The sequence below is a fragment of the Arenimonas sp. genome (genome assembly GCF_041919775.1).
Taxonomy (GTDB): domain Bacteria; phylum Pseudomonadota; class Gammaproteobacteria; order Xanthomonadales; family Xanthomonadaceae; genus Arenimonas.
The window spans coordinates 1-25,832 of sequence record NZ_JAYRTE010000003.1 but is presented as its reverse complement, the minus strand read 5'-3'; the positions used below and the strand labels follow the sequence as shown (position 1 = coordinate 25,832).

The window sequence follows — 25,832 nt, the reverse complement described above, 5'->3', positions numbered from 1 at the left end:
GCGGAACAGTGTCTCCTGAACGCGCTTCGCTGAAAAGGAACCCCCGAGGCTATATGACTCAATGGGTTACAGAACTTTGGCGTTCAAAATTGGGGGTGCCCGGGAGCCGATTCAGCCAGTAGGCTCGATCTAGCATCCTCCAGGGAGATCGCATGTAGCCCAGCCCCCAGATCGAATTGAACCGACGGAAAGTAAAACGGCCCAGGGGGCGGCAACCCCCTGAGCCGGCTCGTTCATGCAAGTAGTGAATCCCTGCAGGTCCGAGATTACTCCGTCCCCACCCCTTGTCAACTTGGCCCCTCCGGGGCCCTTGGTCGCGCCTTTGCGCCGGCCTAGGGACCCGTGCGCCTATGACGGAAAGGACCAATCTCATGACGACCCTCGACGATCCGGTCTTCGTCTGCGAACCCCATGCCACCGGGCAATCGACCACAAATGGTTCCAACCGAATAGAGGCTGAGAACGCGCAACAGCAAAACACGAACCGGCTTCTCTCCGGGCTCCTCGCACCTGCCTTCGTACCGCCCCCTTCGCCCTGTGGGCCTGATGATCGGCGAGCCATCTATGCCAAAGCCGGAATACCTAGGGAGAACTGGCCTGAGCTAGAGCGGATCATCCAGGAGGCCCCGGCCCGACCTGTTGGGAAAGGGGCTCTCGACAATGTTGTAGGTGGGCTGTTCTCGCAGAAGTGCCTTGATGTATGGCCGTTCGAAAGCCATACCGTTGAACGCGCATATTTTTACATGCTCGAACTCGACCCAACGGTCATTGCGTACCGAACACAGGTGCGGCTTCCCAACGTAGAAGGCAGGGATCGAACAGACAAGCGCTACGTCACATCCGTAACCACGGACGTTCTCGTACTAAGGGAGAACTCTGTCACGCTCGTCGAATGCAAATCCGCAAGCTGGCTGGAAAAGCAAGCCAGAAAAGCACACTCGCAATGGGAGCTAGAGGACGGGAGCTGGACAAACCCGACCCTCGCGAACTGGGCGGCGACTAGAGGACTCCGGTTCGACGTCTTCGCCCAAGCGAATGTTTTCGGAGTGGAGCTCCAGAACCTGGAGTTCATCTACGCGATGTCCCGTGAAACCACAACGGTGAGAGACGAATCGCTTCTCAGAAGAGCGACGAATGTCCTCGCAGAGGGGCCGCGGACGACTCTCGAAATCTGCGCAAATGTGCCTGGTTTCAATAACCGGCACACCGGCCTCATGCTCGCTCGCGGCCTCGCCCATGGAATGCTTAGGAGTCAGTCGATAACACTGGAAGACCACTTCCTGCTCTTTGAGGATGCATCTCATGCTGCCGCCGCAGACGAGCTTATATTCGACAGATCCGTTGCCTCCCTCGCGCCCATTGACCTTTCGCGGCCAATCCTCACAGCCACCACCAACGACGTCGCAATAGCCAAGAGGAGACTTAAGAAGATCAAGGCCATGCGAAATGGCAAAGGACCGGTGAGTGAACGGACGATACGCCTAGAACGCATGATGCGACGCAAGGTGAAGGATGGACTTACTGAAATTGAGGCACTGCTAGGAAACACGCACAGATGCGGAAACCGTCGGCCACGGCTAGATAGCCAACATCCGGAGATCCTGACCGAAGTCATTCACAAGTTCTGGGAATCCGGAAAAGTAACCGACCTCGACGAGCTACACGTCGAGTTGACGCAGGCCTGCCAATCGAAGGGGTTCGCCCCTTGCTGCAAGTCCACTCTTCGAGTTGCCGTCCAGGCATCTAACGCATTGAAGCGAGCACTCGCGTTGGGCGGCATGCGCGCCTACCAGGCATTAAAAGGAATCACGCCCCCGGATAGACGCTCGCTGCCGCCAATTGCCTACGGACACACCCTGCACATTGACTCTTCCTCCCTGGACAATCGGTCTGCGCCAAACCTGGCAACGAACTTCCCAGCAGAGAAAGCACGATTCTACGTTGGGATCGACGGCGCGACGAAGAAGCCAATGGCACACGCGCTCATTTTCGGTCCTGCGCGGACAGATGGACTAGCCATCTTACTGAGGGAGTACGTCTCACGAAACGGATTCCTGCCTTCTCTCATCCTTCTCGACCGTGGATGTGAGAACACCTCCAACTGGTTCAAAACTTTTTGCTGGGAGGTAGGCATCAGCTGGATGTATAGCCCCACCGGGGGAAGCAGATACAACGGCCTGGCCGAGAATGTGATCGGAAGAGTTAATTCCCAGTTCGCCCACAAGCTTGCCGGGTCTACGAAACCAGACCAATTTGGGCGCGCAGTCGATGGGAAATTCAAAAGCCGTCGGACTGCACGGATAGCTTTTACCAGCATTACGGAGGAGTTCACGAGATTCCTCTACGTAGACCTGGCCAACAGCCCAAACGAAGACAACATCTCCCCCAATGCGCATGCGGACGAGCTACGAAGTTTTGGCGAGTTCGCAGGTCGCATTGCGAGCCTCGACGCCGCACTTCTCGTTTGCACGTCTATCTCGACCGGCACAACGCCGCGAATAGAGCGCGGATACGTTCGTACCTCTAACGGCAGGTTCTCGTCCATTGAGTTTCAGGCAGCGGCGCAAGGCGTCAAGCAGGTGGATGAGCTTCGCCGCGACTGCGTCAATCCGTCGGTTATGTATGCCCGTCTTGACACGAAATGGTACCAAGTCTTCAACCGAGCGGTTCTCACGTATCTCCAGGTTCCGGACCCCGAGAAGCTCTGGATGCTTCTGACTCAGCCCATCACCTCTTCGGAGGCACGCGCCACAAAGCGCGAGGAGAAGAAGGAACGTTATAACCGCCACAAGGCGATAAACGAAGCTGCGTCAGCACATGTAAGTGTCGCCCCTCCCATCGGGGAAGACGATGGTCGCGCCGGCTCCCAAGATTATCCTGCGGACGACGACGACTGGGAGACGCTAGATGGATTCGTTTGAAAGCGCTAGTCCCCTGCTCGTCCCTCACCCAGAGTTCTGCGGACCATGCAAGGCACTCAGGAAGTACCTACTCCAGGCTGTTCCAGGCCGAGTAATCTTTCTGGTTGGAGTCTCGGGCTCGGGCAAAACCTGGGTTCGTCATACGGTCGCCCGGGAGCTCTATGGGCAACCTGAGAATTGGCCCCCTGGAAGGGTTCCTTTTGTCGAAATAATGAGCCTGCTTGGCGATCGCGGCTTCTTCTCGCCAAAGGATCTCGCTGTCTCACTTTTTGAGCAGATTCACGTCCCAAAGATTGATTGGCTTTACAAAGAGCCGGAGGCTGATCGCTCTCCCTTCCTGAGGATGGAACGGGAGATTGAGGTTCTGGAGGAGACATGGAGAAAAGAGCGGCTGCCTCGCACCGAATGGGAGACGTGGCGCGCAAACATCTCTTCCGGAAGCCATCGGATGACGCAAGTCGTCTCCATTGAACACGCTTCGCTGATGGTGCAGAACAGAGTGAACGGAAGCGCTGTTCAACACACGCTCAACCTGATGTCCGCGGCAACGGGCATGGGGTCCAGCATAATTCTCACCACCACGCCTGAGGGCTGCGGTCTCTGGTCCACGTACGCAGAGATTAACCGGCGATCCCGCCATGTCTTCATAAACCCTTACGACCTAAACGAGCCCTCCGGTCGAAGAAACTTCGCGTTTCTAGTGAAGTCGCTTTCGAAAGGTCTCAAGTTCGAGCCGAAACACCTTCCCTTGCAGCTTCTGGCCGCCATTGGCGAAGCCACGCAGACGGCCATTGACGGAGTCAGCAGGATTCTTTACGGCGCCCGTGACGAGGCGCTGGCTCGAGGCTCCGAAGTGATCAGTAGGAAAGACTTGCAGCAATCTTTCCCCAGCCCATTTGAGGTGATGAACTTGCGCAAGAGCGCGCAGAGGCTCAAGGAGATCCAAACGCGATATACCCACCCCACATTCAAAGATTGTGATGGGGTGGAAACGTGACGCCTTCGCAACGGTTTAAGTTCACGCTCTTCCCTCCCGTCCCCTTACGTGAGGACAACGAAGGCAACGTCGAGTCCCTTGACCATTACCTATCGAGGCTTGGCGGCTGCCTCGGCATGTCCGTATTTGCCGTAACGCGCCTAATAGCGAACTGCCCAGCCACGGCCGGCCCAATGTTTCGTGATTTGCGCAATAGGAATGCCCTGATCGGCCCAGGACCTAGAACCGAGGGGTGCGTTTCCAGCATAAGGGCCGCGACCGGTGTGCCGGACCTATATCGGGGCAGCTTCCTGAACCTGTCTCCTGTTTTGACGGGGATCGGATTCGCGAACTGCAACAACTCAGCCAGCGCACGCAAATGGTGCCCACGCTGCTACCTCGAGTGGGATGATGACTACAGCTTTGAGCCTCTGTATTGGGCGTTCGGAGCGCTCACGGTGTGTCCAATCCATCGGTGCCAGATGGCGACGCGCTGCGCTAGATGTGGCTCTAAGCAGAACCATGGCGCGAAGTACAGCAAGCGCCGGAAATGCCGTTCCTGCCTGCACACACTAGGTTCGCGGCCTCAGGCGATGGATATTGGCCACTACGAAGACTGGGTCAACCTGCAGTGCGTACTGACTGCACGGGTGGCCTCGGCCACGGAAGCGCCGCTAAGGGCAGATACGTTTGACCGCTATTTTCAAAGAGTTCTTGCCCGTTGGCAGGAGGGCGAGCCGATTTCCGGCTATGTGAAAGCCAGCATGTTGAATCTTGAGTTGCGCTGGAAGAAGGGGGATCGACAGCTCAAGCCCACGATGACGCAGTACTTGAATTTTGCTTCGTTTCACGGAACGAGCGTCGAGGAGATACTGCTTTCACCTGAGTCAGCAGCGGCCGAACCCTTGATCGAGGGTGCGCGCAGGTCATTTACCCATTTCTCGCTACGCCGGCCGTTGAAGCAAACACTTGAGAGCCTGAAGCTGGCCATGGAGAGATTGGTCGAGAGCGATATAGCTCTGCTTCCGTCTGCTTCAGCAATCACTGATGCTTTCGAGGTTGATCTTTCGTATGTGCGTGAGCGGATGCGCGACGTTGTGGAGAGCTATTCAACCGCAAGAGAGCAGAGTGGCAAACGTTACAGCAAGCAGGAGTTGCGCCGGGCCTTTTGCTGTGCGGTATCGCTGATTCGAGAACAGGGGGCGGATGCGAGCGCATCCGCTCATGACGAGCTAGTGACGCGTGTGGCAGCTGCGGCGCGCTGCAGTGAGGATGTTGCTCTATGTGCAACTCAGGCGGGGTTTATCGCTGTCTCGAGCTAACCATGGGGGTCTATTCCGTTCAGGACCGGTGTCGCAAGCTTCCCCGGTTGGCAAACGCCCAGTAGTTAGAAATCTTTGGCGTCTTTCACCAACCTTGATGTCTACCCAACGCACCAATCAGTTCGATGAATAGATTGGCGACGGCACAGTTGGATAGACCCGCCAAACGTGTTCGTACACAGCATCTGTTTTCAGCTCCACGTCCTCCTCGTCGTACTTGTCTACCGGCAGGCCCGTTGCGTCCGCGAACAGGTAGTCGTGGATAGTGATGCGCACGGTGTCGCGGTTGGTTTCGGTGGCCTGCCAGTCGGCGATCTCGGCCAGCCGCACCTTGATGGTGGCCAGCAAGCCCTTGGAGACGTTTTTCAGCTTCTCGATGCCGGCCTTGTCCAGATCCGGCTTGCGCAGCAGGTCGTACATCGCCAGAGACTCCTCATCGAGCCCCATCTCGACCGCACGCTGCTCCTCTTCGCTCAGCCCCTGCGTCAGCAATAGCAGGCGCTGAAACGTGGCCTCGATGGTGGCGCGATCGACGTCGCGGTTGTAGTCAGCCACGATCTCCTCATAGCGCTCCTGGTAGTCCTTGCGCATGGGATTCATCGCAAGCAGCTTGGCCAGACGCGATTCGATGACGGATTTCAGGCTCTGGACCGCCGTCTGCTTGCGCTTGCTGCGCTGGAACTCGGCCAACAGCTTTGCGAAGTCGATCTTGCTGATATCGAAAAGCCGGCTCTCCTCGACGCGATATCCGCCCTCGGCAGTCTGCTCACTCGTAGTGACGATGGCCTGGTTCACCTCATTGCGCAGCGCCTGGATGATGTGGCTGATGTCGGCACGTTCGATGTCCTCGCGTAGACTCTTGTAGAGAATCTTCACTGCATCCACTCGCGCACGCCGGTCATTGACCCCGGCCACATGCACGCAGGACTTGAAGCGGCCCAGCACCGCGCGCGCCATCAGCTCGAAGCGTTTGCGGGTCTCGTCGTTCTCGTTGATCGACTCCTTGGCGTCCAGAATCGCCTTGTTGCGCTGGAAGCCGGTGCTGTCCACGATCGCGGACAGCGGCACCTGCCGCTGGTTCAGCCACACCGTCACCTCGGACAAGGCCCCGTCCAGCAGCTCCAGCAGTCGCTCCTCGGGCTGCGCGGGGTCCACGCCCTCGCCGCCGGGTTCGCCCTCTCCCGTCGCCCCGGCGAAGGTCGCCAGCGCGCGGCGCAGGTTCTTCAGTATCCCGCAGTAGTCCACGATCAGGCCGTTGGTCTTGCCCTCCGCCACGCGGTTGGCGCGGGCAATGGCCTGCATCAGAGTGTGCGCCTTGAGGGGCTTGTCCAGGTACAGCGTGCCCAGCGTCGGCACGTCGAAGCCGGTCATCCACATCGCGCAGACAATCGCCACGCGGAACGGGTGGTCGGCCTTCTTGAAGGCATCCTCCATGCTCAGCGGCTTGGGCGCGCCGGGCATGCTCCAGCCTTCCTTGATCAGCCGGCGGTGCGGCTGGATGTCCAGCCCCAGCCGGCGGAAGCGGTCCACCTCGCCCTGCTCCTCGCTGACCATCACGGCGAAGCGGGTCTCGCCCATCCACTTGAGCTGGCGGGTCCGCTCCGCCAGCGTCTGGTCGTCGGTCTCGCTGTTGTTCCGGACCGTCAGCGCATGGATGTGTTCGGTCCAGTACTTCTCGATCAGCCCGTGCATCCGCACGCAGGTGGGCTTGTCGATGCAGACGAACATCGCCTTGCCGCTTTCCCAGCCCTCGGCGTAATGCCGGACAAAGTCGCGGGCGATGCGGTCCAGGCGCTCATCGGCGGTGATGACGTGGTAATCGCGGCCCATGGCCGCCTCCAGCCGCCGCTGCGCGTCCGGGTCGGCGTTGAGCTCGTCCTCGAACTCGGCCAGCTTGTCGGCGATGCGCTGGTTCAGGTCATCGGTGGCGACCTTGAGCTTCTCGCCGCGGGCGTCGTAGTACAGGGGCACGGTGGCGCCGTCGTCCACCGCGCGCCGGAAGTCGTAGGTGGAGACGTAGTCGCCGAAGACGCGGCGCGTGACCTCGTCGTCGCCCATCAGCGGGGTGCCGGTGAAGCCGATGTAGCTGGCGCCCGGCAGCGCGTTGCGCATGTTCAGCGCCAGCGTGCCGTACTGGGTGCGGTGCGCCTCGTCGCTGATCACGATAATGTCGTCGCGCCGCGAATAGGGGTTGTCCGGGTCCACCTGCTCGTTGAACTTCTGCACCAGGCTGAAGACGTAGCCCTTGTGCTGGCCCAGCAGGGCCTTCAGGTGCGCGCCGCTGGCCGCGCGGGCGTCGTCGCCCTCGCCCACCACGCCGCAGCCCACGTAGGTCTGGTAGATCTGGCCGTCCAGGTCGTCGCGATCGGTGACGATGACGAAGGTGTAGTTGCCGCCCACCCGCCGGTGCACCTTGCGGGTGAAGAACAGCATCGAATAGCTCTTGCCGCTGCCTTGCGTGTGCCAGAACACGCCCAGCTTGCCCTGGTTTTGCGCGCGGTTGGCCACGGCGCGGATGGCGCGGTTCACACCCAGGAACTGGTGGTTGCGCGCCACGATCTTGATGGTGCGCTCACCCACGTCGTCGAACAGGATGAAGTTCTCGAACAGGTCCAGGAAGTTGCGCTTGTCGCAGACACCTTTCAGCAGGGTTTCCATGTCCACCACGCCGGGCTCGGCTTCCTCCAGCCGCTTCCAGTTGTGGAAGTGCTCGTATTTGCCGCCCAGCGCGCCGACCTTGGCCTCGCTGCCGTTGGCCAGCAGCAAGAAGGCGTTGTGATGGAACAGATGCGGGATGGTGTCCTGGTAGTCCTTCAGGTTCTGATCGAAGGCCTTGCGCAGGTTCTTGTGGATGGTCTTGCATTCGATGAACAGCAGCGGGAGGCCGTTGACGAAGCCGATGATGTCCGGCCGACGGCGGTACAGCTCGCCCTTGACCCACAGCTCGCGCACGGCCAGGAAGTCGTTGTTCTCCGGGGTGTCGAAGTCGAACACGCGCAGGGTGCGCGCTTCCAGCGTGCCGTCGGGCTTGCGGTAGCTGACCTTCACCCCGTCGCGGAGAAGCTGGTATTTCTCGCGGTTGGCCGCCATGCCGCGCAGGCCGGCGCCCACCTCCACGATCTGGCGCAGCGCATCCCGGTAGGCGGCGTCGGGCAGGCCCGGATTCAACGCGATCAGTTTCTCGCCCAGGATGCGGGTCAGCACCACCTCCTGTTCGCTCTTGCGGCCGAAGCTGCCTTCCGGGCCCAGCGCCTCGGTGTTGTACGCATACTCGCTGCGCCAACCCAGCACATCGCGCAGGTAGTCGGCGGTGGTCTGCTGGACCAGCGTGTCTTCGTTCAACGCCATGCGGAAGCCCCCTGTGCCCAGCCTATCAAACCACCAGGTCGCCACTCATCAGCCGGGGGAGCAGGAGATCGCGCGCTAGGCTGAGAGCTTCATTCTGATCGAGGAGGTTGACGATCAGCCTGATAACGGGCGACATCTGATCCTCGAACTCACTTGCGATTGATGAACTCGGAACCAAAATCGAGAGCGCAGATACGTCATCACGCGAAAGTTCGGTTTGATTAGTTGCGCCACGCCCCATTGTCTTCAGCAACTCTTCGAACTCGGAAATAGCTCGACCTAAATAAAGCGATCCAATACGTCCAGATGGGCGAACGATGGTGACATGGGAATCCACGGTGCAGTTGGGAACCTCCTTCAGGACCTGTGCCACTCGCCCCAACGTACCTTCCCCTGTTGAGTTGATTAAAACATCCCCAAAACGAACAATTTTCTGATCAGGCACAACCTTCGACTGCCTTCTTGCTTGATTCAAATTGAGCAGACGATCCCTGATGCACTTTTGGTTGATCACAAGCCCATCGGCCTCGTCGTCATACGCGGGCGTGATGCCCCGCCCGACGAAATCAGCCTCCTGGCCGACATTTGAATTTCGCCACCCCTCCGGCACGCCATCCACCACCTTGACGTGCTCGTGGCCGGGGAAGCGCAGGTGCACGAACCATTCGCGGTACAACAGGCGGGCGGATTGCTCCAGCAGCGCAATGCGGCGGCGGTTGTTTTCAATGAGGTCGTCGTAGGCGGAGAGCGTGTCGGCGATTCGTTGCTGGGCGGACAGGCGCGGAAGTCGCACCTCAAAACGAGGGAATCTGGCAATCGGAATGCGGTCGACCGTCGCACCCGTCATGACATTGGAGAGCATTAGCGCCTTCCAAGCAGGCGACAGAAAATAGTAGTGAAGATACCGAGGAACCACTTTGGTTGTGTCAGGGCGAACCAGAGCCATTCGCCTACCCAGGCAGCCGCGGAACCCTTCCGGAATCAACGCATATAAGTGCAGCGTCGCTTCGTAAGAAAAAACAATGTCATCTTTACGGGGCACGACACGCCGAGTCCACTGCGTAAACTCCTGCTCGGAAACATGCCTGATTTCCGACAGGTCTAGACGGCCGTCCTTGGTGACATTCTTGATTCCAAGAAACACCGGACCAACATCAGACTCTTTCGGAGTAGCGTGCGGTCCATCATAGATACCCAGGCAGACGTCTTTGATCGGACCAACAAATTCGATCACGCCCCCAACTCCTCAAAGTTGCGCGCAATCTTCGCCGCCAGCGCAACAGCCTCCTCGTTCAAGCCCGTCAGCTCGACGTGGATGTCGCGCAGTGCGGCCTCGAAATCGAAGTCCTCGTCCACGTCTTCCGGCGCCACGCCGACATAACGACCGGGCGTCAGCGACCAGTCGTTGGCTTCGATCTCGGCGCGGCTGACCCGCTTCACCAGCCCGGGCACATCGCGCAGCTCGGCGTCCGGGAAGCGTTCCTGCAGCCACAGCGCCTGCCGGTGGAAGTAGCGCACCGGCTTCAGCGCGTCCACCGCGGCCTTGCGGGCCTCGTCCGCGGCCTTGCGCTGGCGGTTGAGGTCGCGGCCATTGGCGTCGCCCTGCCTGGCGTCCAGCGCATGCCCGGCGAGCTTGTAGAGGTGATCCACCGCCTTGACCAGGTCGCGGCTGGCGTCGGCCAGCGGCGCCAAGCGCGCTGCGGCTTTATGGAGCTCGGTGTTGCCCGCACCGTCCGGGATCCCGTCCGCGGCGACGGTATTGGCCTGGGCGTTGAAGGCCACGAAGTCCCGGTTGAACTGTTCGACGGCATCATCCAATGCCCTTTGCGCCGCGAATGCCTCTCCCTCTTGCAGTTGGCTGCGCAGCAGGTTGGCCCACGCGGCCAGCGCCCCGTACGCCTCGCGCAGCGGGGCCTGGCTGGCCAGGGCGGCCTGGATGCTGGCATACAGATGCTCCCGCACCAGCGCCAGGAAGCGGCCCTGCTGGCCGCGGTAGAGCCAGACGATGCTGGTCAGGTTGGCCAGTTGCTCCGGGCTGAAGTCGTAGATCTTGCGCGTCACCTTGCGGTAGACGTTGCGGGCATCCAGCATCAGCACGTGGTCGCGGTGCTGCGCGGGCTTGGCCTTGTCGAAGAACCACAGTTCGCAGGGCACGGTGCGGGTGTAGAAGAAGTTGCCGCGGATGGCCACCATCACGTCCACGTCGCCGGTTTCTACCAGCTTCTGGCGCACCTTGGCTTCGTCGCGCCCGGCGCTGGACGCCTGCGAGGACATCACGAAGCCGGCGCGGCCGCGCTTGGACAGGTAGCTGTAGAAGTAGGAGATCCACAGGTAGTTGCCGTTGCTGACCTTGCCCGCCTTGTTCACGCCGGGCAGGCCGAACGGCAGGCGCGGGTCGTTGCGGACCTTTTCCGCGTCCACCTCGTCCACGTTGAACGGCGGGTTGGCCATCACGTAGTCGGCCTTGCCCACCAGCTCGTGCGGGTCGCTGTAGTAGCTGATGGCCTCGGCGATGTTGCCCTGCAGCCCGTGCACGGCCAGGTTCATCTGCGCCAGCTTAATGGTGGTGGCGTTCTTCTCCATGCCCCAGAAGGTCAGCGCCTTGCTGGGGTCGCCGTGGTTGCGCTCCACCAGGTTGGCGCTCTGCACGAACATGCCGCCGGACCCGCAGGCCGGATCCAGCACGCTGCCGCGCTCCGGCTCGATCAGGTTGGCGATCATCTGCACGATGGAGATTGGGGTGAAGAACTCGCCACCGTCGTGCGCGCCCTGGTCGGCGAATTGGGTCAGGAAGTACTCGTAGATGCGGCCGAAGATGTCGCCGTTGGCGGACTTGAGCTCTTCGGGGTTGAGCTTGCGCAGCAACTCGCCCAGGTCGTCGTTGCCGATCTTCTGGTAGTCCGCCTTGGGCAGCACGCCGCGCAGGGCGGCGTAGTCGGCCTCGATGCCCTCCATTGCATTGATGATCGCCGCCGCACGGTCGGCCGAATCCGGCAGGGACACCAGGTAATCGAACTGGGCTTCCGGGCGAAGGAAGATAGCGCCCTGCTGGCTGAAATCCTCCTTGGTCAGCGCGCGGACCTTGCCGCCCCGGGTGGGCAGACCCGCCTCGATCTGCGGCTTAACCGCCAGGTAGCGGCTGTAGGCATGGCGGAGGAAGATCAGGCCCATCACGGGCATGAAGTACTCGTTGCTGGCCAGGCCGGAATTGGCGCGCAGGAGGTCGGCGGCGCTCCACAGGCGCTTCTCGATAGCTTCGATGTTCTGGAGTTGGCTCATTGGTATTTACGTGCGCCCAAAAAATGACCACCCCTGCGCGCTGAAAATTGCCCAGGGAATGGACCGGGGGAATCCAGCCCCGGGTTTGGTCGCAGTGTAGCCTCAGCCACCAAGTCCCTTGGCTGGTTCGGCGCTCTCCCTCGCCTTTTGCACCCGGGCCCGGATCTTAGTTTTTGCTGTGCGGCTGCTGTACCGGAACCAGCACGAGTCGTTCCCGGCCTCGACGATGTGTCAGTGGTGGGTCAGCCGGTCAAGCGGCGTCGCGGTCATCCTGGCGTCGAATAAGGCTTGAGATCCACGGACAACTCCAAACCTCACCCCCTTCCGGCCGCCGCGAGGCAGGACGCGCCTTCCCCTTTGAGCAGGTCCTGCTGAAAGTCCGCCCACCGTACTGGAATACAGCAGGTCGTTGATTCTGAAGCAATTTGGGCCTTCTTAAAAACACCATAGTCCGTACGTGGGCAAGAAATGACCAGAAACACCATAAGCCGTATTTCCAGTACGGACTTTGGTGTTCTGCCCAGCCGGCCAGGTCCGGCAGCGGGGTGGCCGAATTCCGGGAACAGTCACGTTAACTAGACTATGCTTCAGAAACCCCGGCTAAGTAACTGGCAACCATGACATTCATGTCCCCGCTCTTGCCCCTGCCGATGCCCCTCGCCCCCCTGGCCTGGCTGACCGGCTTTCGCCGGGTGCCGGACAACAGCGTGGTCACCGTGCACCGCTTCGGGCGCTTCGTCCGCGCCCTGGGGCCGGGCTGGCGCTGGACCCTGCCGGGGCTGGACCAGCTGGGCCAGCCGGTCTGCCTGATCGGCCACCACCTGTCCGTGGTCGGCGCCAAAGGGGCGCAAGCCGAGCTGTACTACCAGATCCTCGACCCGGCGCTGGCCGGCGAGGCCCTGGACGACATCGACGCCCTGGTCATCCGCGAGGCCCTGCCGCTGCTGGATGCCCCCATCGCCGCCGACGCCCTCAAGACCGCCATGAACCTGCAGCTGGCCCCCAAGGGCCTGCGCGTCATCCGCTGCCGCGTCGCCTGAAACCGGGAGTCCAAAACCGGGGTCAGAGTCGAATTTCGCGCGAAGTGGGACCTCGGTGCGACGCGACGCGAGGGAAATTCGACTCTGACCCCGGTTCTACGCCGATAATGGCGGCATGAACCAGCTTTCCCACCTCCTGCCCGAGCTTGAAGCCGGGCTGGCCGCGCTTGGCCTGCCGGCGCAGCCGCTGACCGGCCGGCTGCTGGACTACCTGGCCCTGCTCGACCGCTGGAACCGCACCTACAACCTCACGGCCGTGCGCGACCCGCGCGAGATGGTGGCCAGACACCTGCTCGACTCGCTGTCGATGTGGCGCCACGTGAAGCCCGGCACCCTGGCCGACCTGGGCACCGGCCCCGGCCTGCCCGGCATCCCGCTGGCCCTGGCCGTGCCCGGCCTGCAGGTCACGCTGGTCGAAAGCATCGCCAAGAAGACCCGCTTCCTTCGCGAAGTCGTCCGCAGCCTGGGTTTGGACAACGTGCGGGTGCTGGAATCCCGCGCCGAAGCCGTGGACGAGCCCGGCGCCTTCGACCAGATCACCGCCCGCGCGATGGACACCCTGGCCGGCATTCTGGAAGTCGGTGGCCACCTGCTGGCGCCCGACGGCCGCCTGCTCGCCATGAAGGGCCAGCGCCCCGACGCCGAAATCGCCGCCATGCCGCCCGGCTGGCGGGTCGAGGCCCTGGAAACCCTGGTCGTCCCGGGCCTGGAAGGCGACCGCCACCTGGTCACGATCACCCGTGACCCGGCCAAGCCGGCATAATCCCCGGTCCGGGCCGCGCAAGGAGACCCCATGGGTCGCATCATCGCCATCGCCAACCAGAAGGGCGGGGTCGGCAAGACCACCACCGCCGTGAACCTGGCCGCCGCGCTGGCGCAGACGCCCCGGCGTGTGCTGCTGGTCGACCTCGACCCCCAGGGCAACGCCACCATGGCCTCGGGCGTGGACAAGCGCGAGCTCGCCAATTCGGCCTGCGAAGTCCTGCTGGGCGAATGTTCGGCCGAATCGGTGGTGGTGAAGTCGCCCGAAGGCTACGACCTGCTGCCGGGCAACATCGACCTGACCGCGGCCGAGATCCGGCTGATGGACGAAACGGCCCGCGAACAGCGCCTCAAGACCGCGCTGGCGCCGCTGCGCGAGAAGTACGACTACCTGATCATCGACTGCCCTCCCTCGCTGTCGCTGCTGACGCTCAACGCGCTGGCCGCGGCCGACGGCGTGATCGTGCCGATGCAGTGCGAGTACTTCGCGCTCGAGGGCCTGAGCTCGCTGGTGGACACCATCAACGCGCTCAAGGGCAAGCTCAATCCGCAGCTCGAGATCGAAGGCATCGTGCGCACCATGTTCGACGTGCGCAACAACCTCGCCAACGCGGTCTCGGGCGAGCTGACGCGCCACTTCGGCGACAAGGTGTTCCGTTCGATCATCCCGCGCAACGTGCGCCTGGCCGAAGCGCCCAGTCACGGGCAGTCGATCGTGGGTTACGACCGCTCGTCGCGCGGCGGCATCGCCTACCTGGGCCTGGCCGGCGAGATCGTGCGGCGCGAGAAGAAGATGCACAAGGAGATGGCATGAGCAGCAAGAAGCGCGGCCTCGGCCGCGGCCTCGACGCCCTGCTGGGCACCGGTAACAAGGGCGCGGCGCCTGAAGGCGAGGCCTCGTCCGGCGGCGAAGGCCTGCACACGCTGCCCATCGACCAGCTCCAGCCCGGCAAATACCAGCCGCGCAGCGGCATGGACCCGGACAAACTCACCGAGCTGGCCGAGTCCATCAAGGCCCAGGGCCTGATCCAGCCGATCGTCGTGCGCGCCATCGGCAAGGACAAGGCCGGCGTCGCCCGCTACGAGATCATCGCCGGCGAACGCCGCTGGCGCGCCGCCACCCAGGCCGGCCTGACCGACGTGCCGGTGGTGCTGCGCGAGGTCGACGACCGCGCCTCGATCGCGATGGCGCTGATCGAGAACATCCAGCGCGAAGACCTCAACCCGCTCGAAGAAGCCTTGGCGCTGAGCCGGCTGATCGACGAGTTCTCGCTCACCCACCAGCAGGCTGCCGAAGCCGTCGGCCGTTCGCGCGCCTCGGTGTCGAACCTGCTGCGCCTGCTCGAGCTGCCCGAGGGCATCCGCAAGCTGCTCGAGGAGCGCCAGCTGGAAATGGGCCACGCCCGCGCCCTGCTCACGCTGGCGCCGCAGGCCGCGCTGGCCCTGGCCCGCGAAGCCGTGGCCGAAGGCTGGTCGGTGCGCGAGGTCGAGCGCCGCGCCCAGCTGATGGCCAAGGGCCAGATCCCCGGCAAGAAGCCCGCGAAGGGGCCGGAGAAGAAGTCCGACGCCGACATCGCCGCGCTCGAGCGCGAGCTGTCGGAAAAGCTGGGCGCCAAGGTCGCCGTGCAGCACGGCCGCGGCGGCCGCGGCAAGCTGGTGATCAGCTACCACGGCCTGGACAGCCTCGAGGGCATCCTCGAGCGCCTGCGCGGCTGACGGGCGTAGCCAAGTCTTAACGGGCGACCTGCGAGAATCCGCCATCGATCCGCACCCAGGCCCGTCCACCCCGTGAGTTCCCCGCAGCTGTCGGTCGTCATCCCCGCCTTCAATGAAGAAGGCAACGTGCTGGCGCTGCTGGCCGAAACCGTGGCCGCCCTGCGCGGCGTGCTGGACTTCGAAGTGATCTTCGTCGACGACCACAGCCGCGACGGCACCCTGGCGCTGCTTCAGGGCGCCCGCGCGACGACCCCGGAGCTGCGGGTGCTGGCGCACGAAACCCAGTCGGGCCAGAGCACCGCCATCCGCAACGGAGTGAAGGCCGCACGCGCGCCTTGGGTCGCCACCCTCGACGGCGACGGCCAGAACGACCCCGCTGACCTGCCCAAGCTGGTGGCGGCCCGCGACGCCGGCCCGGCCGACGTGAAGCTCTACGCCGGCTGGCGGGTCAACCGCCAGGACACCGGCAGCAAGAAATGGGCCTCGAAGTGGGCCAACGCCATCCGCTCGCGCCTGCTGCGCGACGCCACGCCCGATACCGGCTGCGGCACCAAGCTCTTCGAGCGGGCCGCCTTCCTGGACCTGCCTTATTTCGACCACATGCACCGCTACCTGCCGGCGCTGATGCAGCGGGCCGGCTGGCGCACCACCAGCGTGCCGGTGAACCACCGGCCGCGCGGCGCCGGGGCGTCCAAGTACACCAACCTGGGCCGCGCCCTGGTCGGCGTCCGCGACCTGATGGGCGTGGCCTGGCTGATCGCGCGCAGCCGGCGCACCGCCGTGCGCGAACTGGAGTAAGTCCATGATGAACCAGGAAATCATGTGGCTGGACTGGTCCGGCCTGCACGTCACCCCGTGGAAGCTGATCGGCTACACCGGCGCGCTGATGTTCGGCGGCCGCTGGGTGGTCCAGTTCTTCGCCTCGCGCCGGGCCGGCAAGCCGGTCATCCCGCGGGTGTTCTGGTACATGAGCCTGGTCGGGGCGCTGATGACCCTGAGCTATTTCCTGTTCTCGTCCAAACAGGACTCGGTGGGCGTGCTGCAGAACCTCTTCCCCACCTTCACCGCGGCCTACAGCCTGTACCTCGACATCCAGCACCGCGGCTGGCACCGCGACCGGGCCGGGCATTAGCCCCCCTGTGGATAAGTATTGCCCCGGGGCCCGCCTGCGGGCATAATGCGCGGCTCGCTCCGCATCTGCCCCCAGGCCCTGGCCCCGGTAGTGCGATCCCGGCCCCTGGCGGAGCGTTCGCTGTATCCCGCATCGCATGCGCCTGCAGGCCACCCGGCCCGCCGCGCGGGGCCGCCGCCGCCCGGGCTATGGGCGGCCAGTCCTGACCCAGGAGTTCTACAATGAGCCGAGTTTGCCAAGTTACCGGCAAGGGTGTGCAGAGCGGCAACAACGTCTCGCACGCCAACAACCGTACCCGCCGCCGTTTCCTTCCCAACCTGCACGAGCGCCGCTTCTGGGTCGCCTCGGAAAACCGTTGGATCAAACTGCGTGTTTCCATGAACGCCCTGCGCACCATCGACAAGAACGGCATCGACTCCGTCCTGGCCGAAATGCGCGCCCGCGGCGAAAAGATCTGAGGAGGACTGAACCATGGCATCCAAGCGCGACAAGATCCGCCTGACGTCTTCTGCCGGCACCGGTCATTTCTACACGACCGACAAGAACAAGAAGACCACCCCGAACAAGATGGAGATCAAGAAGTACGATCCCGTCGTCCGCAAGCACGTGATGTACAAGGAAGGCAAGATCAAGTAAGCCCCACGGCTTCGATCGCTTCCTGGAAAACCCGCCCTCGTGGCGGGTTTTTTCATTGCAGCGGTGAATCCAGGCGCAGGCCGATCATGAAGGTGCGCCCCGGCGCCGGCTCGAAGTAGCGTCCGTTGCCTTCGTTGACGATCACCGAGCCGATGACCTGGCGGTCGGCCAGGTTTTCGATGCGCGCCCAGGCGGTCCAGCGGCCGTCGCCGAAACGCTGTTCGGCGCCCAGGCCCAGCAGGGCGTGGCCCGGCGCGGCGGCGGTGTTGGCATCGTCGGCGTAGAAATGGCTGCTGGCGCGGGCCTCGAGCCACAGGTCGGTGCGCTCGCCGGCCTGCCAGCGCAGTTCGGCCCAGGCCGTGCGTGTGGCGATGCCGGGCAGGCGGCGGCCGGCTTCGATGCGCAGGCCGTCGGCGCAGGGCGGCGTGTCGCAGGCCGGCACGTCGCGCCGGTAGCGGGCGTCGAGCCAGGTGGCGCTGGCCGCCAGCGACCAGGCCGGCGCCAGCTCCATTGCCAGCGAAAGTTCGGCGCCGCGGCGACGGGTCAGCCCGGCGTTGGCGAACACCGTGCGCCCGCCCTGGCTGGCCGCCACCACCAGTTCGTCGGTGGTCGTGGCCTGGAACAGCGTCAGGTCGCCCTGCCAGCGCGCCTGCTGCCAGCGCAGGCCCAGTTCGACGTGGCGGCTGAGCGCCTGCGCCAGCTCGTTCAGGCCGCTGGCGCCGTCGCTGCGGTAGGCCAGCTCGGCGAAAGTCGGGGTTTCGAAACCGCGGCCGGCATTGGCGTAGAGGCTGGTGCGTTCGCTGGCCCGGTAAAGCACGCCCAACACCGGCGACACCCGGGAATACCGGCGCGTGCCGCTGTCGTCGGGATTGCCGGCGCGCACGTAGCGGTCGAGCGAATCGAAGCGCACCCGGCTGCTGCGCAGGCCGCCGTTGAAGCGCCAGCGATCGGTGGGCTGCCAGTCCAACTGCGCATACACGTCGTCGCTGCGCACGGCATTGTCTTCGTCGCGACGCAGCGCACCGACCACGCCCAGCTGGCTGCCGATGAAGTTCTCGAAGCCCAAGCGGGTTTCATCGGCGCGCTCCTGGCTGGCGCCCAGCACCAGCGACAGCGTGTCCGTGGCCTGCCAGCGCCAGCGGGCGTCGAAGCCGCGGTAGTCGCGATCCAGGTCGATCACGCCGCCGCCCGAGCTGGGGCTGGCCTGCACGAACACCGGGACCGACAGCACCTGGAAAGTCTGGCGACGGCCGGTGTAGGCCACCAGGGCCAGTTCGTGGCCGTCGCCGACCGGCTGCGCGAAGCGTGCGCCCAGCTGCTGCTGGGAGACGGTCTTGCGGGTGTCGAACAGCAGCGCGCCCTGGCTCGAAGCGCGGCGGTCGCCGGCAAGCTGGGCGGCGGTCAGGCCCTGCGGGTCGTCCGCGGCCAGGTCGAGATGGTTGCCCAGCACCGTCCACTCGCCGCCGTGCGAGGTCTGGCCGCGCAGCTGCAGCTGGGCCCCGTCGCGGCGCCAGGCCGAATGCCGGCGGTAGCCGTCGGCGGCGGCGCGCTGCAGGTCCAGGCGCAGCCCGGCATTTCCGGCCACCGGCCCGCGCCAGGAGGCCGATGCGCGCCACAGGCCGTCGGAGCCGGCCAGGCCTTCGGCGCCCGCCCCGGCCTGCGCCGGCGGCGCCTCGCTGAAAACCGACACCACGCCGCCGCTGGAGTTGCCGTAGAGCACCGAGAACGGCCCGCCCAGCACCTCGATGCGTTCGGCGGCCGGCAGCAGGAAGTGCGACACCTGGCCCTGGCCATCGGGCATCGTCGCCGGGATGCCGTCGGCGTACAGGCGCACGCCACGCACGCCGAAACTCGCGCGCGCGCCAAACCCGCGGATCGAAAGCTGCACGTCCTGGGCCTGGTTCTGCCGCTCGCGCACCACCACGCCCGGGATGCGCGGCAAGGATTCGGACAGCGAAAGCGCGGCGCGGGCACCGCGCAGGTCACCGGCGTCGAGCACGCTGATCGCCGCCGGCACCTCCAGCCGCGGCAACGGCTGCCGCGTGGCGGTCACCACCAGGGGCTCGAGCTGCACCGTCGGTGCCTCGGCCGGCGCCGGCTGCGCCGAAACCGCCGGCGCGGCGGCCAGGCCCGCCAGCGCGGCGGCGAGCAGCCGGCGGACGCCGCGACTCACAGCTGCGAACGCAGCGGGATGATCGCCGTTTCCATGAACTTTTCGGTCCAGGGACGTTCGCTCCACTTCTGGTGGTCGTAGGTTTCCGTGCGGCGCAGGTCCCGCTCGAACACCTCGCGCATCGCCAGCGCGAACTCGCGGTTGTAGATGTTCAGGCTGGCCTCGTCGTTGAGCTGGAAGCTGCGCTCGTCGAAGTTGGTCGAGCCCACCGACACCATGAAGTCGTCCACGATGATCATCTTCACGTGCATCATCGTCGGCTTGTACTCATAGACTTCCGCGCCGGCCTCGAGCAGTGGGCCCCAGAGTTTTTTCGAGGCGATGCGCACGGTTTCCGAGTCGATGTGCTTGCCGGGTACCAGGATGCGCACCTTCACGCCCCGCCTGATGGCGGCCTGGAGTGCGTCCACCGCCAGCTCGTCGGGCACGAAGTACGAAGCGTGGATGTCCAGGCTCTTTTCCGCCGCGGCGATGGCCATCAGGTACATCAGGTGCATCGTCGCGCCGCCGCCCACCGGCGAACTGACGAAAACCTGCGCGTCCATGTCGCCGGCTTCCGGCTGCGGCGGGAAATAGGCCGGCCCGTGCAGGACCTCGCCGGTGGACTTGATCCAGTTGTCGTTGAAGGCCGCTTGCATCTGCGACACCACCGGGCCACGCACGCTGAAATGCATGTCGCGCCAGTGCTGGGGATCCTCCGCATTGCCGCTCCAGACGTCGGCGATGCCGACGCCGCCGGTGAAGCCGACCTTGCCGTCGATGACCAGCAGCTTGCGGTGGGTGCGGTTGTTGAGGCGGCTGATGTTGTACCACTCCAGCGGCCGGTAGAGCTCCACGCGGGCGCCGGCGTCTTCCATCATCGCCAGCAGCTCCTCGTCCATCTTCAGGCCACCGACCCAGTCGATGATCACGTTCACCTTCACGCCTTCGCGGGCCTTGGCGGCGAAGGCCTCGGCGAACTGGCGGCCGACGTCGCCCGACCAGTAGATGTAGGTTTCGAAATTGATGGTCTGCTCGGCCGAGTTGATCGCCTCGAGCATGGCCGGGAAGATTTCCACGCCGTTGTTGTAGGCCTCGACATGGTTGCCGTTGACCACCGCGGGGCCCAGCAGCGAAGCCACCTCGCGCCGGAACTGGGCGCTGCCCACCCCGTGCAGGTGCTCGATCTTTCGTTCCAGCTGCTTTTCTGGGACGTCGAAGTTGGCGCCGATGGCGATCGCGACAATGGTCGCCGCCACGGTGTACAGCACCCATTTGAGTTTCCGACGGCGTCGGGGGTCCATGCGCGGTGCTCCGGTGGGGGGCGGCCCACGAGTGTGCCAGCCCCCGGGGGCTGCCGGCCAACCCGCCGTCGCTAGGCGGCCGGCAGCTCCAGGCGCGCGCACAGTCCGGACGGCTCCACCGGACCCAGCACGAGGCGGCCGCCGTAGCCTTCCGCCAGGTCGGATGCGATGGCCAGGCCCAAGCCTGAACCGGGCTGCCGCTGGTCCATGCGGACGCCGCGAGCCAGCGCCTGCTCGCGTTCCGACTCAGGCAGACCCGGGCCGTCGTCGCGAACCTCCAGCCACAGGCTGTCCCGGGAAGCGCCCCAGGCCACCCGGACGCAGGACCTCGCCCACTTTCCGGCGTTGTCGAGCAGGTTGCCCAGCATTTCCTCCAGGTCCTCGCGGGATCCGGCGAACACCAGGTCGTCGCCCGGCAAGCGCTCAAAGCGTAGGCCGCGTCCGTCGTGCACCCGCCGCATCAGGGCCAGCAAAGCGTCCACCACCGGTGCCACCGGCGTGCGCCCACGCTGGTCGATCGCCACGCCGCGCCCCAGGTGGCGGTCCACGGAGGCATGCATCCTCGCCACCTGCTCCGCCACCACCTCACCGGTTTTTTCACCCGGATGCGCGGCTTCCAGCGACAACACCGAAAGCGGTGTCTTCAGCGCGTGCGCCAGGTCCTGGGCGGCAGTGCGGGCGCGACGCACGCTGCGGTCGTGGTGGTCGAGAAGTTCGTTGAGATGGCGAGCCAGCGGCGCCACTTCGCTGGGCAGGCCCTTTTCGGGGAATCGGTCGGTGGCGCCGCGGCGCACGCGGTTGGCGGTGTCCGCAAGTTTGGTCAGTGGCCGCAGCGCGAACATCATCTGCAGAGCCAGCAGCAACAGCAGGCAAACCGTCACCAGCGCCACCGCGCCACCGGCCAGCCAGCGGAACTGCGCGGCTTCGGCCTCCAGCAGGGTCCGGTCCGCGGCTACCACGACCACCACCGGCGAGCGAACGCCTTCGAACGCCACCGCCTGCACCATCGCGCGCAGCGGTGTGTCGCGTGGACCCGGCATTTCAAGCACCTGCGCAGGTCCCGGAGCCGTGGGTACGGTCAGTTGCAGTTGCGCATCCCAGACCGATCGCGACCGGAACTGCAGATCGCCGGCCATCACCCACCAATAGTGGCCCGAAAGCGGCTGGGCGTAATGCTGGTCCTCGGGTTCGGCCTGCAGGAATATCCTGCCCTGTTCGTCGGCTTCCAGGGCCACCAGCAGGGTGTGCAGCTCCTCCTGCAGTTCCCGGTCGAACGTCCGCTGTGAAGCCTCGCGAAAGGCCTGGCCCAGCCACAAGGCGAGCAGCAAGGCCGCCACCGCCACGCCTGCAAGCCCGACCAGCAGAAGACGCAGGCGCAGCGAACGGCGGAAGCTCATGGCAGGTCCACCAGGCGGAAGCCCTTGCCGCGTTCGGTCACGATGCGGCCGCCGCCGATCTTTCGCCGGACCCGTCCGATCAGCACGTCCAGTGCGTTCGAATCCGGGTCGTAACCCTGCTCGTAGACGTGTTCACCCAGCTCGGCGCGACTGACCACCGCGTCGCCGCGATGCACCAGGTAGGCCAGGATGCGATGCTCCTGCGCTGTCAGCAGGACCGGGGCGCCGTTGATCTCGAATCGCCCTGCATTGTCGTCGAGCACCAGCGCGCCACGCTGGATGCGCGGGTGGGCGTGGCCGCTGGAGCGGCGGATGAGGGCACGCAGGCGCAGCACCAGCTCCTCGACCGGGAAGGGTTTGACCAGATAGTCGTCGGCGCCGGCATCGAAGCCCGCCAGCTTGTCGTGCCAGCGCCCACGCGCCGTCAGCACCAGCACCGGCAAGCGGCGCCCCGCGCCGCGCCAGGCGTCGAGCACGGCCAGGCCGTCCATGCCGGGCAGGCCCAGGTCCAGCACCGCAGCGTCGTAATCCTCGGTCTGGCCCCGGAACTCCGCGTCCTGGCCATCTTCGGCATGGTCGACCGCGTATCCGGCCGCGGCCAGTGCGCCTGCCAGCTGCGATGCCAGCGCGGCATCGTCCTCTGCCAGCAATACGCGCATCAGTCCTCGACCTCGACCTCGAGCAGCTCGCCGGTGCGCGCGTCGTACTCGAGCTCGCGAACCACCCCGTCGGCGCCCAGGATCTCTACTTCGTACTCGTCGTGCTCGAGCTCCACTTCGAGCACCCGGCCCGGGTGCCGACGCTGCGCGTCCGCCAGGATCGTTTCCAGTGGAACCATCTCGCCGCGCGCCACCGCATCGCGGACGCGCTCGTGGTCGCGCTGGCGCAGGACCGGTGCCTCCGCAGGCGCGGCCGTGACCGCGCGACCACCGGCGGCCGGCGGACTGGCCGTCAGGGGCTGCGCAATCGCAGCCAGGCTCAGCAGGGCAAGGGTTCGCAGTCGCATGCGCGCAGCATGCCCCAGCTCATTAACAGCAGCGTGAACGGCTCGATCATGGCCGCGTTAGGCCGGCTCCGGAAACTGGCCCCCGACGCGTCATCCGACGCCACCAAGGAGCCCCATCATGAAAACCCTCATCCTCACCTGCGCCGCGACCCTGGGTTTTGCCGGCCTCGCTGCCGCCCAGGCCACCATGCCCGACAGCCAGCAGGCGCTCGACGCCCTGCGCGCGGCCGGTTACGGGGAAGTGCGCGAACTGGAATTCGACGACGGCCTGTGGGAGGCCGAAGTGCAGCGCGACGACGGCCGCTGGGGCGAAGTATCGGTGGATCCGGCCAATGGCGAGATCTTCGACGCCCGTTCCCCGCGCCGCCTGATCGAACTCAGCGAAGTCCTGGCGGCGCTTGAGTCGGCCGGCTACCGGGAAATCCATGACGTCGACCGCGATGGCGCCCTCTGGGACGCCGACGCCATGGGCCCCGACGGCCAGCTGATGGAGCTGCGCATCAGCGGCTACGACGGTCGCATCATCGACGCGCGCCCCGACCACGACTGATGCCGTTCACCACAGACGACGCCCGCGCCCCCGTGGCGCGGGTTTGGCCCTGCCTGCTGGCGCTGGCCCTGGCGGCCTGCGCCGGCGACCCCGCTCCGGTGCTGCCGACGGGCGCGCACTGGCTAGAGGATCGGTCCCTCACCGAACTCAGTGGCCTGGAAACATCCCCGGGCCACGCCGGCGAACTCTGGGGCATAAACGACAGCGGCAGCCTGCCGCGCCTGTTCCGGCTCGACGAAAATGGGCGGGCCCTGGGCAGGGTCTGGGTCACCGGCGCCTGGCTGCACGACACCGAAAGCCTGGCCAGCTGGCGCGACGGCGGGAACGCCTGGCTGCTGCTTGGCGACACGGGCGACAACCGGGCACGCCGCGAATCCGTGGTCGTGCACGCCGTGCCCGAGCCCGGGCCCGGGCAGGCCAGCGTTGGCATCGCATGGTCGCTGCGCCTGCGGTTCCCGGATGGACCACGGGACGTCGAAGGCATGGCGGTGGACGCCCGTTCCGGCGACCTGCTGCTGGTGAGCAAACGCGACCCGGTCCCGCGCTTCTACCGCGTGCCGCTGTCCGCACGCGACGCAGCCGCGCCCGTCACCGCGACCTTTCTGGCATCGCCACCCGCGGGCAGCGTGCAGGGCGCAGCCACGGCGATGGACATCAGCGCCGACGGCCGCGACCTGGTACTGCTCACCTACACCGGGATGTACCGCTGGCAACGCGCCGCCGGCGAAGACTGGCCGCAGGTACTCGCGCGCCCTCCGAAGGCGCTGCCGCGCCCGGACATCCACAAGGCTGAAGCACTGGTGCTGTCGGCCACCCCGGGGCGGGTATTGGTCGCCGGCGAACGCCAGCCGGCGCCCCTGTGGGCCGGAACCTACGACGCCGTCGAAGCCGGGGCCGACGAACGCGGCGGACGCGGATGAGGACGCTGCGACAGCGTCCGCTCCGGCGGCCCGAACAGCTGGCCCAGCCGCGCCCGCGGCCCGCGCGCACGCCAGGCGTCGCGCAGCATGTCGCCCCACTCATGGAAGGTCAGCACCAGGGGGTTGTGGCTGCGCACGGGTTTGACCAGGCCGTAGCGGCAGGGCTCGCCCGCGTCCTCGGGTTCGAAGGTGCCGAACAGCTTGTCCCAGACGATCAGCACGCCGGCGTAGTTGCGGTCGATGTAGCGGCCGTTGCTGGCGTGGTGCACGCGGTGGTGCGAAGGCGTGTTGAAGACGTGTTCCAGCCAGCCCAGCCGCCCCACCGCCTGCGTGTGCACGAAGAACTGGAAGGCCAGGTTGATCGCGACCACGGTGACGATGTGCGTGGGCGAAAACCCGACCCAGGCCAGCGGCAGCCAGAACAGCCACATGCCCGAGATCGGATAGGTGATCGATTGCCGGAACGCCGTGGACAGGTTCAGACGCTCGGACGAATGATGGGTGACGTGCGAAGCCCAGCACCATCGGATGCGATGCGCGGCGCGGTGGAACCAGTAATAACAAAAGTCCTGCGCGACAAAGAGCAGCGCGATCGTCCACCAGGTGGTCGGGATCTCGAACAGCCGGAACTGGTGCACCCACCAGAACACGCCGATCAGCAGCAGCCAGGCCAGCGCGTCGGCGCCCTGGTGCATCAGCGCCAGGCTGGCGTTGGACAGCGTGTCACGCCAGCTGTACATCGCCGGCTGCCGGCGGCGCCAGTACCAGGCTTCCCAGATCACGAACCCCAGGAACACCGGCGCCAGCGCCAGCAGCAGCCATTCGCCCATCAGGGCGCGGCTTCCAGCGGGGCTTCGAGCGAACGGGCCATGTTCTTCAGGCAGCGGTGCATGGCGCGGCGCATGAACAGGTGCAGCACGACCACGGCCACCGGCGCCAGCCAGCGCCTGGCCAGCGTGAATTCGTAGTCCCAGCGCACGCGGCAGCCGAACTCGTGGCCGGCCAGGCTCCACATGGCCTCGCCCTGCGACACCAGCCAGGCCATCGGCGGGCGGAAGCCGCTGAGCGTGTAGCCGTGGCGCACCGGCGGGTCGTGTTCGACCACGCGTTCGGTGAGCACGCTGCCGTCCACCAGATGCACGCGGCGCTGGCTGCCGACCGCCAGGTCGGAGTGCAGGCGGATGCCGCTGATGCCGCGCACCGGGCCAAAGCCGGTGAAGAACACGGGGAAACGGTCGGGATTGGTCGCCAATTCGAAGGCGACTTCAGGGGTGCAGGGCAGGCTGCGTTCGGCGGAGACGGTGAGGCGCATGGCCTGATTTTGACCCGCGGCGGCGGGGGTGTCCACGGGAGGGGGAGAAGCTTCGCGGC

23 protein-coding genes and 1 pseudogene are annotated in these 25,832 nt (G+C 65.3%); 14 read left to right on the top strand and 10 right to left on the bottom strand.

Features of this window, described 5'->3' with window-relative positions:
• The first annotated feature begins 371 nt into the window (after positions 1 to 371).
• From ACE3TE_RS02780 to ACE3TE_RS02765, 4 genes and pseudogenes are all read left to right on the top strand, one after another.
• Positions 372 to 2,921, top strand: a complete 2,550-nt coding sequence (locus ACE3TE_RS02780) for a hypothetical protein (RefSeq protein WP_374601970.1) — start codon at positions 372 to 374, stop codon at positions 2,919 to 2,921.
• 211 nt (positions 2,922 to 3,132) lie between these two features.
• A complete protein-coding gene (locus ACE3TE_RS02775; protein WP_374601968.1) occupies positions 3,133 to 3,918 on the top strand; it encodes a hypothetical protein in 786 nt (261 codons plus the stop codon).
• Positions 3,915 to 4,367: pseudogene (locus ACE3TE_RS02770) on the top strand (TniQ family protein); the annotation flags it as partial. The gene ACE3TE_RS02775 and the pseudogene ACE3TE_RS02770, both read left to right, overlap by 4 nt.
• Before the next feature lie 123 nt (positions 4,368 to 4,490).
• The gene (locus tag ACE3TE_RS02765; protein WP_374602268.1) at positions 4,491 to 5,219 is read left to right on the top strand and encodes a hypothetical protein; all 729 of its coding nucleotides are present in this window, start codon (positions 4,491 to 4,493) and stop codon (positions 5,217 to 5,219) included.
• Between the two features lie 117 nt (positions 5,220 to 5,336).
• Here ACE3TE_RS02765 and ACE3TE_RS02760 read toward each other — a convergent pair whose 3' ends face one another.
• The 3 genes from ACE3TE_RS02760 to ACE3TE_RS02750 are packed head-to-tail and all read right to left on the bottom strand — an operon-like array spanning position 5,337 to position 11,846.
• Entirely contained in the window at positions 5,337 to 8,567 is a 3,231-nt protein-coding gene (locus ACE3TE_RS02760) for a type I restriction endonuclease subunit R (RefSeq protein ID WP_374601966.1), read from the bottom strand.
• A gap of 25 nt (positions 8,568 to 8,592) precedes the next feature.
• On the bottom strand, positions 8,593 to 9,801 hold the full coding sequence (locus ACE3TE_RS02755) for a restriction endonuclease subunit S (RefSeq protein ID WP_374601964.1): 1,209 nt from the start codon (positions 9,799 to 9,801) through the stop codon (positions 8,593 to 8,595).
• Entirely contained in the window at positions 9,798 to 11,846 is a 2,049-nt protein-coding gene (locus ACE3TE_RS02750) for an N-6 DNA methylase (protein WP_374601962.1), read from the bottom strand. Before ACE3TE_RS02750 ends, ACE3TE_RS02755 begins: the two co-directional genes overlap by 4 nt.
• 650 nt (positions 11,847 to 12,496) lie before the next feature.
• Here ACE3TE_RS02750 and ACE3TE_RS02745 point away from each other — a divergent pair.
• The 8 genes from ACE3TE_RS02745 to rpmG all read left to right on the top strand — a co-directional run bounded on the left by ACE3TE_RS02745 (position 12,497) and on the right by rpmG (position 17,132).
• Entirely contained in the window at positions 12,497 to 12,886 is a 390-nt protein-coding gene (locus ACE3TE_RS02745; protein WP_374601960.1) for a hypothetical protein, read from the top strand.
• Positions 12,887 to 13,001: 115 nt separating this feature from the next.
• Positions 13,002 to 13,649 (top strand): 16S rRNA (guanine(527)-N(7))-methyltransferase RsmG, encoded by a 648-nt coding sequence (gene rsmG / locus ACE3TE_RS02740; RefSeq protein WP_374601958.1) that lies wholly within the window; start codon positions 13,002 to 13,004, stop codon positions 13,647 to 13,649.
• A gap of 30 nt (positions 13,650 to 13,679) precedes the next feature.
• Entirely contained in the window at positions 13,680 to 14,462 is a 783-nt protein-coding gene (locus ACE3TE_RS02735; protein ID WP_374601956.1) for a ParA family protein, read from the top strand.
• Positions 14,459 to 15,364, top strand: a complete 906-nt coding sequence (locus ACE3TE_RS02730; protein ID WP_374601954.1) for a ParB/RepB/Spo0J family partition protein — start codon at positions 14,459 to 14,461, stop codon at positions 15,362 to 15,364. The genes ACE3TE_RS02735 and ACE3TE_RS02730 overlap by 4 nt, the downstream gene beginning before the upstream one ends.
• A 72-nt stretch (positions 15,365 to 15,436) precedes the next feature.
• On the top strand, positions 15,437 to 16,162 hold the full coding sequence (locus ACE3TE_RS02725; protein WP_374601952.1) for a glycosyltransferase family 2 protein: 726 nt from the start codon (positions 15,437 to 15,439) through the stop codon (positions 16,160 to 16,162).
• A 7-nt stretch (positions 16,163 to 16,169) separates the two neighbouring features.
• Positions 16,170 to 16,496, top strand: coding sequence for a lipid-A-disaccharide synthase N-terminal domain-containing protein (locus ACE3TE_RS02720; RefSeq protein WP_374601950.1), 327 nt, complete (start codon positions 16,170 to 16,172; stop codon positions 16,494 to 16,496).
• 221 nt (positions 16,497 to 16,717) lie between these two features.
• Positions 16,718 to 16,954 carry a 50S ribosomal protein L28 gene (gene rpmB, locus ACE3TE_RS02715; protein WP_339824784.1) on the top strand — a complete coding sequence of 79 codons (237 nt, stop codon included), beginning with the start codon at positions 16,718 to 16,720 and terminating at the stop codon, positions 16,952 to 16,954.
• 13 nt (positions 16,955 to 16,967) lie between these two features.
• Complete coding sequence (gene rpmG, locus ACE3TE_RS02710) at positions 16,968 to 17,132, top strand: 50S ribosomal protein L33 (RefSeq protein ID WP_034224346.1); 165 nt, start codon at positions 16,968 to 16,970, stop codon at positions 17,130 to 17,132.
• Between the two features lie 52 nt (positions 17,133 to 17,184).
• Here rpmG and ACE3TE_RS02705 read toward each other — a convergent pair whose 3' ends face one another.
• From ACE3TE_RS02705 to ACE3TE_RS02685, 5 genes are all read right to left on the bottom strand, one after another.
• Positions 17,185 to 19,305 carry a TonB-dependent receptor family protein gene (locus tag ACE3TE_RS02705; protein ID WP_374601948.1) on the bottom strand — a complete coding sequence of 707 codons (2,121 nt, stop codon included), beginning with the start codon at positions 19,303 to 19,305 and terminating at the stop codon, positions 17,185 to 17,187.
• A complete protein-coding gene (locus tag ACE3TE_RS02700; RefSeq protein WP_374601946.1) occupies positions 19,302 to 20,588 on the bottom strand; it encodes a phosphatidylserine/phosphatidylglycerophosphate/cardiolipin synthase family protein in 1,287 nt (428 codons plus the stop codon). The genes ACE3TE_RS02705 and ACE3TE_RS02700 overlap by 4 nt, the downstream gene beginning before the upstream one ends.
• 71 nt (positions 20,589 to 20,659) lie before the next feature.
• Positions 20,660 to 21,985: an ATP-binding protein gene (locus ACE3TE_RS02695; protein ID WP_374601944.1), complete on the bottom strand. Its 1,326-nt coding sequence runs from the start codon at positions 21,983 to 21,985 to the stop codon at positions 20,660 to 20,662.
• Entirely contained in the window at positions 21,982 to 22,644 is a 663-nt protein-coding gene (locus tag ACE3TE_RS02690; RefSeq protein ID WP_374601942.1) for a response regulator transcription factor, read from the bottom strand. The genes ACE3TE_RS02695 and ACE3TE_RS02690 overlap by 4 nt, the downstream gene beginning before the upstream one ends.
• Positions 22,644 to 22,991, bottom strand: coding sequence for a PepSY domain-containing protein (locus ACE3TE_RS02685; RefSeq protein WP_374601941.1), 348 nt, complete (start codon positions 22,989 to 22,991; stop codon positions 22,644 to 22,646). Before ACE3TE_RS02685 ends, ACE3TE_RS02690 begins: the two co-directional genes overlap by 1 nt.
• A gap of 118 nt (positions 22,992 to 23,109) precedes the next feature.
• Here ACE3TE_RS02685 and ACE3TE_RS02680 point away from each other — a divergent pair, with 118 nt between their 5' ends.
• Positions 23,110 to 23,541: a PepSY domain-containing protein gene (locus ACE3TE_RS02680; protein ID WP_374601939.1), complete on the top strand. Its 432-nt coding sequence runs from the start codon at positions 23,110 to 23,112 to the stop codon at positions 23,539 to 23,541.
• Positions 23,541 to 24,461, top strand: a complete 921-nt coding sequence (locus tag ACE3TE_RS02675; protein WP_374601937.1) for a hypothetical protein — start codon at positions 23,541 to 23,543, stop codon at positions 24,459 to 24,461. The genes ACE3TE_RS02680 and ACE3TE_RS02675 overlap by 1 nt, the downstream gene beginning before the upstream one ends.
• On the opposite strand, the gene ACE3TE_RS02670 is transcribed toward ACE3TE_RS02675, so the two are convergent.
• Positions 24,413 to 25,291, bottom strand: coding sequence for a sterol desaturase family protein (locus ACE3TE_RS02670; protein ID WP_374601935.1), 879 nt, complete (start codon positions 25,289 to 25,291; stop codon positions 24,413 to 24,415). The genes ACE3TE_RS02675 and ACE3TE_RS02670 overlap by 49 nt on opposite strands.
• Positions 25,291 to 25,773, bottom strand: a complete 483-nt coding sequence (locus ACE3TE_RS02665) for an SRPBCC family protein (protein ID WP_374601933.1) — start codon at positions 25,771 to 25,773, stop codon at positions 25,291 to 25,293. The genes ACE3TE_RS02670 and ACE3TE_RS02665 overlap by 1 nt, the downstream gene beginning before the upstream one ends.
• Between the last annotated feature and the right edge of the window lie 59 nt (positions 25,774 to 25,832).